Source organism: Nonomuraea sp. NPDC004702 (assembly GCF_053601695.1).
Genome location: NZ_JBSGCE010000133.1, coordinates 1 through 13210 on the forward strand (window position 1 = coordinate 1; position 13210 = coordinate 13210).

The 13210-nt window shown below is 60.5% G+C and carries 12 protein-coding genes and 3 pseudogenes; 4 read left to right on the forward strand and 11 right to left on the reverse strand.

The features are described 5' to 3' along the window. Positions 1–1275 precede the first annotated feature (1275 nt). Positions 1276–1668: a hypothetical protein gene (locus ACWEJ6_RS52785; protein WP_452433243.1), complete on the reverse strand. Its 393-nt coding sequence runs from the start codon at positions 1666–1668 to the stop codon at positions 1276–1278. 301 nt (positions 1669–1969) lie between these two features. Between ACWEJ6_RS52785 and ACWEJ6_RS52790 the strand changes: the two genes are divergently transcribed. The 3 genes from ACWEJ6_RS52790 (at position 1970) to ACWEJ6_RS52800 (ending at position 4374) form a co-directional block, all read left to right on the forward strand. Next, positions 1970–2209, forward strand: coding sequence for a DUF4259 domain-containing protein (locus ACWEJ6_RS52790; protein ID WP_452433244.1), 240 nt, complete (start codon positions 1970–1972; stop codon positions 2207–2209). A gap of 883 nt (positions 2210–3092) precedes the next feature. Then, positions 3093–3896: a hypothetical protein gene (locus tag ACWEJ6_RS52795; protein ID WP_452433245.1), complete on the forward strand. Its 804-nt coding sequence runs from the start codon at positions 3093–3095 to the stop codon at positions 3894–3896. 307 nt (positions 3897–4203) lie between these two features. Continuing rightward, entirely contained in the window at positions 4204–4374 is a 171-nt protein-coding gene (locus ACWEJ6_RS52800) for a hypothetical protein (RefSeq protein WP_452433246.1), read from the forward strand. 127 nt (positions 4375–4501) lie between these two features. On the opposite strand, the gene ACWEJ6_RS52805 is transcribed toward ACWEJ6_RS52800, so the two are convergent. From ACWEJ6_RS52805 to ACWEJ6_RS52850, 10 genes and pseudogenes are all read right to left on the reverse strand, one after another. After that, complete coding sequence (locus tag ACWEJ6_RS52805; protein WP_452433247.1) at positions 4502–4801, reverse strand: hypothetical protein; 300 nt, start codon at positions 4799–4801, stop codon at positions 4502–4504. Between the two features lie 4 nt (positions 4802–4805). Continuing rightward, complete coding sequence (locus ACWEJ6_RS52810) at positions 4806–4955, reverse strand: hypothetical protein (RefSeq protein WP_452433248.1); 150 nt, start codon at positions 4953–4955, stop codon at positions 4806–4808. A gap of 96 nt (positions 4956–5051) precedes the next feature. Then, complete coding sequence (locus tag ACWEJ6_RS52815) at positions 5052–5804, reverse strand: DUF4145 domain-containing protein (RefSeq protein ID WP_452433250.1); 753 nt, start codon at positions 5802–5804, stop codon at positions 5052–5054. 187 nt (positions 5805–5991) lie between these two features. After that, on the reverse strand, positions 5992–6891 hold the full coding sequence (locus ACWEJ6_RS52820) for a XamI family restriction endonuclease (protein WP_452433252.1): 900 nt from the start codon (positions 6889–6891) through the stop codon (positions 5992–5994). Then, positions 6866–8491: an N-6 DNA methylase gene (locus ACWEJ6_RS52825; RefSeq protein ID WP_452433253.1), complete on the reverse strand. Its 1626-nt coding sequence runs from the start codon at positions 8489–8491 to the stop codon at positions 6866–6868. Before ACWEJ6_RS52825 ends, ACWEJ6_RS52820 begins: the two co-directional genes overlap by 26 nt. Before the next feature lie 5 nt (positions 8492–8496). Next, entirely contained in the window at positions 8497–9039 is a 543-nt protein-coding gene (locus ACWEJ6_RS52830; protein WP_452433254.1) for a hypothetical protein, read from the reverse strand. A 720-nt stretch (positions 9040–9759) separates the two neighbouring features. Next, positions 9760–9894, reverse strand: a pseudogene (locus ACWEJ6_RS52835) (IS701 family transposase); the annotation flags it as partial. Between the two features lie 2 nt (positions 9895–9896). Beyond that, a pseudogene (locus ACWEJ6_RS52840) lies at positions 9897–10523 on the reverse strand (IS701 family transposase). Between the two features lie 37 nt (positions 10524–10560). Beyond that, a pseudogene (locus tag ACWEJ6_RS52845) lies at positions 10561–10773 on the reverse strand (transposase); the annotation flags it as partial. 805 nt (positions 10774–11578) lie between these two features. Continuing rightward, entirely contained in the window at positions 11579–12862 is a 1284-nt protein-coding gene (locus tag ACWEJ6_RS52850; RefSeq protein ID WP_452433256.1) for a hypothetical protein, read from the reverse strand. Between the two features lie 157 nt (positions 12863–13019). Between ACWEJ6_RS52850 and ACWEJ6_RS52855 the strand changes: the two genes are divergently transcribed. Then, positions 13020–13210, forward strand: a 191-nt coding sequence (locus ACWEJ6_RS52855; protein ID WP_452433257.1) for a hypothetical protein, incomplete at its 3' end; no start/stop codon positions are given.

Consider the following 13210-nt stretch of genomic DNA (forward strand, 5'->3'; position numbering starts at 1 on the left):
CAGGCGCTCGGGAAGACTCCGATGCTGGCTGAGTACACGTACGTTAAGGGGAACGTCGTGGTGCGCGTGGACAAGGACATGGCCCCCTCAGACGCCAAGGCGTACGAGGACGCACTCAGCGAGATCGTCGAATAGCTCTAAACGCCGGAGCCACTGGGCCGAGCGAAGCTCTACAGGCCGTGGGAGTCGCGAGCGGTCAACTCTCCACGTGGGGAGGTGATCCCACTGATGGAGTCTAGGAGGATCGAGCTTCTGACTTCCTGCTTGCAAGTCGGCCTGATCATCAGAGAGAACTCCCTCGACCTGCAGGAAGAGCAGTCCGTGAGTGACCGTGACTGTCCCCTGCTGACCCCCTTTAATGGCCCACTAATGGCCCGGCTCATGTTCTTTGCGCAGCTAGACATACCTGATCCACACAACCACCGGATAGGCTCCCCCGCTAGGAAGCCTCACCCACCTGTACCCCGCCTCCACCTGTGCCTGCGTTGCCGCGCCGTCTTTGCCTCTCGGAAGACAATCAGGACGATCACCCACGTGTGAACCGCCGCCAGCATCGGCCCAAGGGATGCCCACTGGGATCAACGCCGAGATGTCGTCATCATTCGCGACGAAAGTGCCGGTGTCGTCAGCCATCATGACAGCACGTCCGTCAGCGAATCGAAGAGGTACATACCCGATGGGGACAAAGCCAGCAGTGACGCCGCCCCCGATCGCCGATACGAGGATGATTAGCGTATACATGGCCGCTTTGAGGCCAACCCTGGTTATGCGACCACGTAATGATCCGATCTGAAGGGGCATGTTCAGGAACAGTACGAGAGCACGGACCACCTGTCGCGCCCAAGCACACACCGCTCCCGCCTGATCATCCGCCGGATTCTGCACTCCGATCACCGCAGGGGGCGAAGAAACCGCTTCACCAGTCGAGCGGGGAGACTTGGAACGCACGCCCCAGGCAGCAGAGGGGTTCAGCGACGAACCTGCCTGTGGGATCAGCGGTCGTACTCACATGAACCCAGCGACGCTGATCAGCCACGCCATCCGGTGAGCCAGGGTGAGGAACGAACCCTGGCTCGTCGATCGCCCCCAGCCATCTACGGCGGCCGGCCACATGGAGGCGATCGTAAGTGCGGTGCCACTCGCCGACGGGTTTACAGCGGGTCGGTAAAGCGACGCCGATCATGCCCGGGACTTGCCCGAAGTTCTATCAACCCAGCGCCCTAAGGTCATCCCGTATATATCCCGGATCTTGAGAACCTGCCGCTTCCGGTTCCGCTACACCTGTTCATGACTGGAGATCACTCTGAGGGCATGAGGGCGGTACTCGTCATTGGCAGGCTCAACGCAGTGACCTGCCGACGTCAAGATCACCCGCAGCGTCTGCTCCATTACTTCATTGATCACACCAAGGTGACGGATCGCCGGGCTATGGAGGTCACCACTGAGCACAGGCTGCCGGATCTGTTCCACCAGCGCCGGTCCTACGGCCCAAGAGACAAAAACCCCTCCGGCGGGATCATTACCTGGGTCGATCTCCACGTTGACTCCTGCCGCTGAGTCATGCCCAATGAACGCGAAACCTGCCGCTTCAAGATCTTCCCGTAGCCGAGCAGCGAGCCGGCTCCAAGCGTCGAGCGTGGCCTCGTCCACTCGCTCAAAGTTCGACACGCTCTGAACCTAGCTGTTGGACCGACCGTCAGCACCTTCCACCCTGATCATCCCGTCTGCCGTCGTCCGCCCGAAGGGAAGCGGGCCAGGGCCACGGGGACAAGGTGGAGCGCCCTACTGGACGAACGACCTTGGCTCCGTGGCCCTGGCCCGCTCGGCTTGTCCCGGGTCGGTGGCCGGCGGGATGATCAGGCTTCCATCTCAGCCACCTACGGACCTCATGCCCCCGGGGCGATCACCCGGAGCCGGAGTTCCCCGCCGGAGGCTAGTCTCTGACCGCACCGAGGAGAGGCGGAGAGTTATGGGCGCCTGGGGTACTGGTCCGTTGGACAACGATGCGGCGGGCGATCTGTTGGACGAAGTCTTGGAGGCAGGGCAGGAAGACGTTCCTGCCCTGCTGGAAACTGTGTTCCAGCGGGTGTTGGTTGGTGACGGCAGGATAAACAGCTGGGAAACCGAGCAGGCCTTGGCGGGTGCTGCGCTGGTTGCCTATCGTCTCGCGGCCAGGCGTGGTCATCCGTTGGCGACCGGAGGACCTTGATCCGATCCAGCTTGAGGCTACGGAGCGGCTGAAGTCCTTGGTCGGAGAAGTCATCCGGCGAGCGCTGATCCCCGAGAACAACGAGTGGTACCACCTGTGATCCTCTCGGAGGGGATCGACGAGGCGCAGGTACAGCTTGCGCCGCACTTGCACGTGCTTGCCTCGTAGCTCGGTCATCTGATCCCGCCGAGCAGCCGGACGCGGCGGTGTGCCGTTGGTTGGCGAGATGGTTGGGTACGGCGGGGCCGCGTCTACGGCGATGCCCCGCGCAGTGCCCGCGCCGTGACCGGCCCCCAGGCCGCAGCGCGGCGCGGTAGCGCGGGCGCGGGGCGTACGGCGGCGCGGCGCGCCGCCGCTTGATTCTTATGAGCACAATTCGGCAGTGCTCCAACCCTCCAAAGATATTCACAGAGGCTCGCATCGTGGACCGCCCGCTTTCAGGCGGGACAACCGCCCTACTCGGTTGATTGAAGCCATGGTTACCTCGTGGCAAGGCCCGGCGGAGGAGGGCCTTGCCACGATCGCCCCAGCCCGTACAACGGGTGTCGAACTCCGCGATCGTCACGGCCTCGATCACAACGCTGCCTTCTGACCAGTAGCAAGGCCGAGATCGCCCACCAGCGTCCACGGATGTCAGAAAGACCTGTTCGAGACACCTCGCTCTTGATCACCTTTCATGGGTGTCCACTCACATCCAGGGACGGTGTTAGCACCTCCGTTAGCAAGATCACATTCTCTGGGTGCCGTCCGCACGAGTTGACAGCATCAGTATTCAAGCTGAGAAGCGGGATGCGGATCACCACCGTGATCGCCAAGCCGCATACACCACCTCCGCGTACGCAACCTGAGAGCGCGGCGCGGCTGGATCATGAGATTCTGGGGCGTGGACTCGGTAACACTGCACGTGGCAGCACGCCGGTATCTAATAAGGCGCTACGACAAGTTGGCCGACAGGTACGCTGAGCTGCCCAACCAGGGGCGGGCCGCGGACGGGTACGACTACAGTCCCGACGCCTGGCGTATCTTCCCTCGCTACAACGTGGTCGCAGCGATCCTGGAACAGGTGGAGCGGCTCGATCCAGACCGGCTGCCCGAGTTCTCCGACCTCGTCGAGGCTCTGGCAGAGGCGGCCGACGCCGCCCAGTCCCCGTTCACCCAGCCGGCGTCCAACGAGGTGGAGGCCAAGGCCATGGCTGAGGAACGCCGTCTGTTCCAGTCGGTCCTGCAAGGTTGGGTTACGCGGGGCGACCTTCGGGTGACACCGTTGGCGTACCGCCGCGTGTTGACGCCTGCCGAGTCGGCCGAACGGCAGGAACAGTTGCGGCAGCGGTGGGGGTTGACGGGCAGATCCTGGCACCCGATGCTCGCCGAGCCAACCCCGCCCGGCGTGCTCGTGCTGACGGAGGCATCAATGTGGAATGAGCAGGGACTTGCCCAGGTGCGCGCCGCACTGCTCGAGATGAGCGGCAGCCGTGTGACAGAGCTACGTGAGTACGGCGCGGACTATCTCGTTGACGTGGAGATTTTTGCACCTCAGTACACGGGCGCCGAGGGCGTGTGGAGCGATGACACGCTTACTTGGATCGCGTTCGCCTCCCACGAGGGAACTGTCGCCTTCGGTGGCCGACTCGCCGCCGCCCTCGAAGCGAAGTGGGTCGACCTCGACCGATGGCGCTGGTCAGGCTGAGCCACTCTGGCTTCGATGGACGCTCGACCTTCTGATCCCTAGGGAAGGGCAGATGCTACGTCAGCGGCCTCCCGCCCTGGTGAAGCGGTAAATATGGGCCGGTGTCACGTGATCGGATGTGACGGTGTTGCTGTACGGCGCTGCTGTACAGCACTCTCCATGGTCTAGGTTCACACGCAGGTTGGAGACCTAGTCAAGGGCTGTGCGTACTCGCCGACGGGACACGGTCTTGCCTCGAACGAGCGTGTAGTTCTCATGGGCTGAGCAACCTACAGTGGCAGCGTCCGGCGCCTTGAGAGGAGGCTCTATGGAGCCGTTCGCAAGAAACGGGTATGAGACCGAAGCTCGGAAAGCCTTACAGAAGGGGAATACTGAGATTGCCCTCGTCTGGGCCGCTCTTGCACAGGTCGAGGCCATGAAGAAGACCGCAGGACATCTGGAAGAGATCAGGAGCTTGCTAAGCAAGATCCAGACTTGAAGGACAGGGCTGCGATTCACCAACCACGTTCGTCCAAGGCGGTTGTTGCGCCCGCAAAGGCAAGACCGGTCCCTCAGCACACACCTAGGCTTGCAGGCATGCGTTGACCGCTCAAGAGGTGCGGTCGCTACAGGTCGTAGCGGCGACTGATGTCCAGCGCCTGCTGCCCGGTGACTTCGGTCGCTGTGCGCGGGATCTGATAGCGGAGATCGCTGAGGATGGTCTCGCCTGCGTACAGGACTCGGCCGTTGTGTCGGTCGAGTTCCCCGCCGAAGAGCTTGGCCACCGGTCCCGTCCAGATCCTGCCGGTGTGCAAGTTCTTGACAGGGGCGTTGAGCGCGTCTCGTATCTCGTGAATTAGCGGCTCGATCGTCCGCAAGGTGTCTTGTAACGCCTCCCGCAGCGGATTGGGCACCATGTCGGGCATCGGTTCAGCTCCGCTTCTTCGGCGACGAGCCAGGCGATGGCGTGGCGTTGCCGGCAAGGAGTTGTGGTGCGATCAGCTTCATGAACGCCACCATGTCCGCGACGTTGTCCCGCCCCTTGACGCCTCGGACGAGTTCGACCAGGAGCCGTGCCATGGCCCCACTACCGCAACGAGCACGAGGTCTGGGTCAAATTGGCCAGCCCGCACTCCCTTCCCAACGCGGACGAGCGGCCCACATTCTCCACGGCGATTATCTCGGAGTCGGAGCATCCCGGTCGGAGGCATCTCGTTGAGCTTCGTCACGACGGGTCTTGAACTCGTTGAACTTGCCGGTAAACACATAGAGATAATCCATGAGTGCCTCAGCCAGGTCAAGAGCATCCCGTGCATCTTGGTGAGATACCGCGCGGCCTGTGAAATGTGCTGCTTCGTTTCCGAGGACGCGCAGTTCCTGCGCCCATTCAAGCAGTCGGCCTTCTATCAACCCCTTACTCTCCATTTCCTGGAGGCCGTTCATCAAGGTCTTGTTCCTGAGGTTGATGTTGTGGGCAGCGCAAACTCCTTCGAGGGACCGCCTTACCATAACCACGGTTGCGGTATACGCGTCCGCGTTAAAGCAAAGTTGCGCCTCTTGGTGTTCTCTGCGAAGCTCTGGAGGGATTGCGCGTGACCTCTCCTGGCCACGCTGATCAATGGTAGGCCAGATCACATCAGCTCGAGTTGACCGGACCTTCTCTGACTCGTCGAGATCGCTCCAAGTAACGTCCTGATAGAGAGCTACAGGTGCCGAGCAATGCACGCAAGTAGCAATGGCTAAGCGCATTTTCCGCTCATCGTGCTTACCGGACCGGCCGGTCACGAATGAGGCCTGCTCTTCCGCTGCCTGTCGTTCCGAACATGCCCAGCAATCGATCTCGTACCGAAAAGAGGCGATCTTCTCGTCGGACCGCATAGGCTCGGGCTGATCATCGGTGGGCAAATTGGTGGGTACATTAGTGGTCATCAGGAAATTATGTCCGTCCACAGTATGTCACGTCGATACCGTAGGTGGCCTGATCGTTTGCGTACAGGGCGGGATTAGTAGCTAGGTTCGCGCATGTGGAACGAGAGAACGATGTCCACGCTGCATAAGCGACTTGGAGCACCGCTCTGATATCTTGTGAACATCGGAAACTCTCTTCTGCCGGCTGCTACCGTGCCTCGTCGATGAACTGCCGGAGCGGTTCCAAATCGTCAGACCAGTACAAGCTGAGACGGTTCTCCTGAGCATAGGTGAGGTTCTTGAGAACAAAGACTCCAGACAGCACTGCCGCGGGGACGACGTTAGCCTCTCCAAGTGCTTGTCGCCAGGACACAGCCTTCACGGCTGCATCATTGTTGATCCGCTTATAGCTATTCGTGCCACTGTTAGAGACTTTGCATTCGATTGGCATCAAACGCCCGTCCCAGAGTCGTACGCACACGTCCGCCTTACGTCCGCAGACATCGGCTTCGCCGCTGAACGTCCCGTAGGCTGGATAGTGGCTCATGTTCAAGATCCTCCTCGCGGGAACCTCCGTGAATCCACAGTGGGAGGCGAGGAAATCTTTCACTTTCTGCTCTTGGAGCTTCTTGCCTTCGTTCCGCCGCAGCGTTTCCGTTTGACGAAACGCGAGCATCGCTGCAGTGGCAACGATGGCTGCATAACGTTCTGCCTCTGTTGGCTCTCGATCCTCAGTAAGCCAGGGGAAACGTTCTCGGTCAAAGCCAAGAAGGATCACATCCATGAGTGTGGCGGCTCGTGAAGGGTCCTTCTCTATGAGGGTAGGAGCTAGCGATACGTCAGCGATGGTCTCAAGATCATCCTTGCTGACAGGGGGTGAACACAAGTAGCGAGCCGCGTCAACAAGCTCCGCGTCTCCGAGGATTGCTGCTGCTTCCTCTCGGATGCGGGTTAGATCGACCGAGATTTCGAGGATACTCGCGACCGCTTCACGACCCTTGTCGAAGAAGCCAAGGTACTGTTCCAAGGGCTCGCGGAAGCGTTCGTTCCTGAAGATCTCAATTGATCGCCGTCTGTGCGATTCAAGCTGTGTCTCGGTCCACTGCACAGGCTGTACTTGAGGCATGCTGGAGGAGTACCTCCGGGCTCGGCACGGGGAGCCGCTCCATCTCACGCGGCTCAAACTTGGTCAGGCCGCCAGCATAGGTGCGTCCCTGCCCAAGCGCGACCGAGACCCTTAGATGATCCGCCAAGGAATCAAGGACTCCGTCTTCGAGGGGCTCGCGGGGGTAGAGCCCATGCGCAATGTTGATGTGTCGGGCCTCCGCCAGGTTCCTGACGAAGGCTGGGGGCCGCCTCGCCATGTAGGTCGCAAGGATGGGTGCGGGTCGGCGTAGCCCAACGCTCCACCATGCCTTTCGAGCTCGCGCGATGTAGGTGTCTGCTGCTCCTTCTTCGCGTGCCCGGTCCAAGAAGCGATCCACGAGTTGGCGCTCATCCGCCTCTAGCTCGTCCAGGTCGGCTGGTAGGTCGATCACCGGCCGCAACGCTGACCCGTTCTCGAGAATTGCCCCGGCCGCGAAGAGTTCCTTTGCACGCGTTACGCAGGGAAACAAGAAGCGCCTTGGAATCCGATCCTCATCGGACTGTGTAACCCAGACACGATTCGCTCCCGTGACTTGCCCCCGGTGCACACGAACGAGTTCGCCGAGCTCTATGTATCCCTCGGGAAGCTTCGGAGTAATGCGAATGAGCGGACTCCATCGAGTCGCCTCCTGGAGCCTTTCTATGGAGACTTCTCGTCCTTCGCGTAGCGCTCCAAGTCCGGGAAGGTCCTTGACCTGACGGAGTTTGATTGAACTTGGCCGCGCTCCTACGCTGAAGCAGGTAATCGCCGCGGTCGTAGCTGCGTCTGGAAATGCTTCTACGGTTGGCTCTAGGACATGAACGGCAGTTCCTCCTAGACCATCAAGGAGAAGATCCCGTACCAAGGCTCCATAATTCACATCGAGCCATTCGGCGGAAGTGATGAACGCCCCAAAGTCGCCATCCTTGCCGTACTGGGCGGTTGCGAGAAAGAAATGAACATGCAAGCCAGCCAGCTGGCTGGCTCGCAAGCCGCGATTTCTAGCAGTGTCCACCAGCCATTTTTTCCAATCCGGCTGGATCTGATGGTGACGCACATACGGCGGATTTCCCAGATAGAGAGTACGTCCCTCAATAGAAGGAACCGGGTAGTTTCGGAAGTCGTGGAGCTCGATATGGGCTCTTCTTGCGTACCCGTGCACTGCTAGGTTGGCGCGAGCCATTAGCGTGGCGACGGGATCCACGTCCACGCCTAGGAGCTGGGCTTGCGGCCACTGACGTGCTGCAGCAATCAGGTACCGAGCGGACCCTACGCCGGGATCGACAATCCTCGACGGGCTCCCCTGATCTGCGGCCCATGCCACCATGCTTGCGATGATTGCTGGAGGAGTGTATGTCTGCCCCAACGGCCGTCGCGCTACGGCATCACGTATCTGACTGAATGCCTGCCCTAGCGGGTCCGATCCCTGAAGGATTAGTTCCCTCAGGTATGTCAGGTCGGAGTTTCGAGGCTGAACTTCTTGCGCCAACTCTTTCTCGGCAGAAGACCAGCCTGACACATCCTCAGCCCCGAGCTGAAGGGCAATGCTAATTAGTTCCGAAATCGACTCAATCGGAGGCATGTGACTCACTCCGACGGCTCCTTTCTGGGCGGGCGGCCCGGAGATTGGACGGGAATTGCGCGAAGCAGATAGCTCTGGAGTGCTTCATCTCGCGTCGTTGCGTCACGGGCCAGCGCCCCCGAAATAAATTCGAAGTCATCTTTGTTGAGTCGAACCAGGCTACGGCGAATGTATGCTTGCCATGCATTCGGGAATGTGTGGAGCTGCTCAACAAAGGCTGCTAGCTCTAGGCCCTGGCCCCAAGGTGCTAGCTGATCTATATTCAGATTGCAGGAGAACTCGTAATTTTTATCACGAAATTCGACTGGGCGGATCATTCTCGATATCGGTGTCGACACGATGGCCGTTCCGATTATACGCCCCCTGTCTCTTGTTGGATTTCTGAAGCATTGACGTGTCGTGTATAGAGCCAGCGCGTCACCCTGCTTTAGCTCGCGCCAGAGCTTCCATCGCTCCGGCCCGAATGCCATACGCTGCTCCTGGAGGATCCAGCCGAGCGCTTCGCGGTCTCCGAGGATGGCCATATAGGCGCTGGACGATTCGGTCATGTGTCGACCATACTATAGTCGACATCCTACGTGATGAGACTGCTCAAAAGAAATATGCTTGTGATCTTTGGTCAGCTGAACAGGCTTGCGGGCAACCTAGAGTACGGCTCCGACATTCCCGAACGGGGACGTGACCTGGCCTGTGTACCAGGCAGGGGCACACCACACAGTCCCACTGACCGGCTAATGGCATCACTGAAGACAGCCTTGAACGTGACGTGATGTCAGCATGTCAATCAGAGGAGTGGCCGCGGCATGACAGCGTGGATGCGCTGCTTGTTTCACGTCGGCTACATGGTGGAGCGCCTGCTGCGGCAAGATGGCTGGTGGTCCGGGTGCGCGAGCGGTGCGGTGACCAGGTCAACGTCGCGGGCGTGCTGTGCTTCTCGCCTGAGCAGCGGCCGCACGTCTATCTTGGTCGGTGAGGTGCGCGGGAGAAGCTCGGCTGGCTGGCCTGCCGTGATCATCGCGTCAGTGCTCCAGCAGATCGGCGCGCCGCTGGTGTAGTGCTGAGGCAATCTGAATGTGCACGGAAGTGGCAGCGTCGGGCTGTGGCCTGGTGACGACGGCGCCAGTCCGACCAGCGCAGAACGTGCGTGATGGGGGAGCGCCGGGTCAGCACGAGCGCCCCCAGCAGTCGACGGATCTAAGGCAGTGTCAGCGGGATACGGTCGGTGTCGGGTGGCTGGGCGACGGCGATGGCCACCAGAGGGGCCAGGGCGACATGGCCAGGGTGATGTGCCGGCGCCAGGGTGTCCAGCCCCGCACCTGGTAGTGGTCCAAGCCGACCTGGCCCTTGGCGGTTTGGAAGGACTCCTCCACCGCCCAGCGGACGCCCGCCACCCGAACCAGGCTCTTCAAGGGGCGCGGCACGGGCGCGTAGCAGCGATAAAGGCCAACTTGCCGGTGACCGGATGGCGGCGGATCAGCAGCCAGCGCCAGCTCAGCCGGTCGGCGTCGATGCGGGCCCAGGCCCACAGATAGAAGCGGGGGCCTTTGGCTCCTGCCCCGGCGCTGTAGCGGTGCCAGTGCCGATCCGCGACTCGCGTTGCGACCTGGGCCGCGCTCACCTGCTCACCCTCCAACTCGACGCGCCGGTTGCCGGCGATGGCCGGCACATAGCCCATCTGGCGCTCTTCCAGGGCCGCACGCGGGCGCGGGTCCTGGCCGTAGACTTCATCGCTGCTCACCCAGGAAGCCTGCACGCCCGCATCCAGCGCGGCCAGTACCATCTGGGTGGCCAGGGCGGGCTTGGTGGCGAAGGCAATCTCGTCCGGGACACCAGCCGCGTGGCAGAGGCCTGGGTCGGCCATTCACATGTGCTCGGGCAGGTAGAGCCGCCGGTCCAGCAAAGCCCGGCCGCGCGCGGTGGCGTAGGCCAGGAACACGCCGATCTGGCAGTTCTCGATGCGGCCCGCAGTGCCGCTGTATTGGCGCTGCACACCGGCCGAGTGGGTGCCTTCTTTTGATGAAGCCGGTCTCATCCACGATCAGGACGCCGTCGGGGCCGAGCCGGTCGACCACGAAGGAGCGGACGTCGTCGCGGACGGCGTCGGCGCCCCAGCGGGCGGTGCGCAGCAGCCGTCGCAGGGTCTGCGGGCCGCTCGCGGCGGTGTGTTCGGCTAGGTTCCAGCAGTTCTTGCGGTCGATGTCGGCCAGCGGACCGCAGATGTAAGCGGACGCGGTGCGGCGTGGTTCGACGCGGCCGAAACGGCCGGCGATCCGGCTCATCATCTCGGTGTAGATGACCACCCAGCCGTCAGGGTCTACGCTGTGGCTCGCGGCCACCGCACGATCTTTGGTTGTCTTCACAAACTCCGAATGATCACGCGGTGGCCATTGCCATGTGACCACGACCCCTCAAGATCGCGAAGTGTCACTGGAGTACTAGGTAATCACTCAAGGTCCCCACACCGCGGCAGCGACTGTGGGGCTGGGTGTTCGAACACTTCATTAGTACGAGTGAGAACACGATCGTCCAGGACTGTCCAGGGAGGCGCCGATGCATGCTCAAGGCCACCTCAAGGTGGGGCACTGTCCACCAGCGTCCATGATCGTCCAGAACGGTTGTTAGCATCCCCGTTGGCAGCATGGGACCTCAGCCCTCATACTCGGTGGCAAGCCGACCCGGAGCGCAGGGCCGCCAGGCCCGAGCACCGGAAGCGGCGCGGCAGCCCGACCTTGGCTTTCAGGTATGGCGATCGCTCTGCTCGCCCTCCTGCCCTGGATAGACGATGCTCGACGGTGCGCACATGGGGTCGACGTTGCGTCAGTTCGTTCGACGTCAAGCGGCGGCTCGAACAGAGGGTTCTGAGTGTTGAATGGCTTTCTCGTGAACCCGTGTGGACCAAGCTGTGTACCCGTGTGCGGCGACTGATGGTGCCATGGATCTCGATATCATGCAGAATGGAGACGTTTGCCGCTTGGTGGTCTCCGAAGGTGTCGCGATCATTAGCGGCAGCCAAGCTCCGCTCAATAGGCGAGAGATCCCAAGTTGCTGTCTTTGATATTGGCATCTATTCCACGGCTTCAAGATCTTCTAGTTCTTTAGCATCCGTTCCCGCGGGCTTTCCTCGCCGCCGGTCCATCTTGCGCCGTCCCAGCCTAGACGCTCACGTAGTTCTATAAGTTTTTGAGCCGAGTGTTCTTCTATCGGTATCGGGATCGGGAGAATCACCAGCCGTATAAATAACTTCTCGGCGGACGGTTTGGCATTGCAAGTGGGACAGCGAATGCTATCAGTTCTTGTGGCAGCCACAGCCGTTGACACCAATTCGGTTCTTTCGGTGCTTGGCTGCCTGCACAGTGGAATTATATCTACACAGTCGCACACGTAGCCAAGTGTGAGATAAGGGTTGTATCCACAATCAGGACACGCAATTCCTCTAAGGCCACCCCAATTGGCGTTCAAGGAGTGGTTGCAATTGGGGCAGCGGATTGGGCCAACAGCAAGATTTGACAGGAAGTCATGAAAGTAGTGCCTCCTCCACTTCTTCATGATTCGCTTAAACGCAGCGCGAACCAAACGTGCCTGCTGCTGGAAGTCTGCCTCTTTTTGGGGATCTTTTAGATAGCCGAAGCTCGTTAGCGTCCAATTCACGTCCCACGTAAACAGTCCAAGTGGCAGAAAGTCTGCCAAGATGTCATCCTGAACTTTCGTTAGTGGAACCACATGACGCTGACGCCGTGCGAGCGCAAAAAACCCGCCTGCCAGGCGGTCATAAAGCTGTTCCACTCTATGGTCGGTGTAGTCGTATACTGGAGCTGCGGCGCGAAGAAGCGCAGAAAAGATCGCTCTGCAGGTCGGAGAGTCTCGACGGAGATCGCGCGTATCTATGCGCAGCTTCATTACTACGTCGATCGGTAGATCCCATTTGGTTTCAAAATCACGAATTGCGGAATGGCTATGTTCAGGCATGTGCTCAAGTGCTGTTTTGAGTTGGGAGATATGGTCGGGCAGATGTCTTGCGGTGCGACCGAGTCCTCCTAGCGCATAGATCCTGACCTCTTTAATGGGAGGATCGGAGTTTTCTTCTAGCGCTTGCTGAAAGTTGCTCGCGATAGTTCGGATGTCAGCTAGCCCTATTTCTCCTTGCTTGACCTGGGCCAAGATGCGGCCCGAATCCCAGTGGAGTCCGACATCGTCCTGCCACTCGCAGGAAATGCGAGCCCGCTGCCCTGATATGTCTGCCAGGCCATGGCCTACGTATCCAGCGATAGCTTCGAGAGCTAGGCAGGCAGCCACGGAGTCCTGTGACTCAATGAAAGAGGCATGCCATCCGCCGAGTGCTGAAGCGCTGAAGGCGCCGCTGGTCTCATTCATTAAGATCATTCCATCTATAGAGCGCGCACGCAGATCGCCTGTCTGCCGATGGAGAAATTATGTTCTATGTGTGGCCTGGTATAGCAATAGACCGACAGGTCAGTAGAACGTGCCATTTGGGCACCTCTCCTGTGCCTGTCCGACCGATTCCCTTGCAATGACCAACTGGGCGCTTCCAACTCTATCGGCAAAGTTGTACGTAGAGGAGGCGTGTAACGCCGGCTTTCTCACAGACGTGTGGCGAGCGCTGGCCGCGACCGGCCGGAGAGCCTCGCAGAAGGCGCTTGCCGTGGGTGACGGCGGCCTCGTCGCTGTCGGCGTAGACCACACGCGCGCCCGGCTGTGTCT

Coding starts and splice junctions, on each gene's coding strand:
- ACWEJ6_RS52805 (WP_452433247.1), bottom strand. CDS start 4,801: ATGCCCGACATGGTGCCCAATCCGCTGCGGGAGGCGTTACAAGACACC.
- ACWEJ6_RS52810 (WP_452433248.1), bottom strand. CDS start 4,955: ATGGCACGGCTCCTGGTCGAACTCGTCCGAGGCGTCAAGGGGCGGGAC.
- ACWEJ6_RS52815 (WP_452433250.1), bottom strand. CDS start 5,804: ATGACCACTAATGTACCCACCAATTTGCCCACCGATGATCAGCCCGAG.
- ACWEJ6_RS52830 (WP_452433254.1), bottom strand. CDS start 9,039: ATGACCGAATCGTCCAGCGCCTATATGGCCATCCTCGGAGACCGCGAA.
- ACWEJ6_RS52790 (WP_452433244.1), top strand. CDS start 1,970: ATGGGCGCCTGGGGTACTGGTCCGTTGGACAACGATGCGGCGGGCGAT.
- ACWEJ6_RS52850 (WP_452433256.1), bottom strand. CDS start 12,862: ATGAATGAGACCAGCGGCGCCTTCAGCGCTTCAGCACTCGGCGGATGG.
- ACWEJ6_RS52800 (WP_452433246.1), top strand. CDS start 4,204: ATGGAGCCGTTCGCAAGAAACGGGTATGAGACCGAAGCTCGGAAAGCC.
- ACWEJ6_RS52825 (WP_452433253.1), bottom strand. CDS start 8,491: ATGCCTCCGATTGAGTCGATTTCGGAACTAATTAGCATTGCCCTTCAG.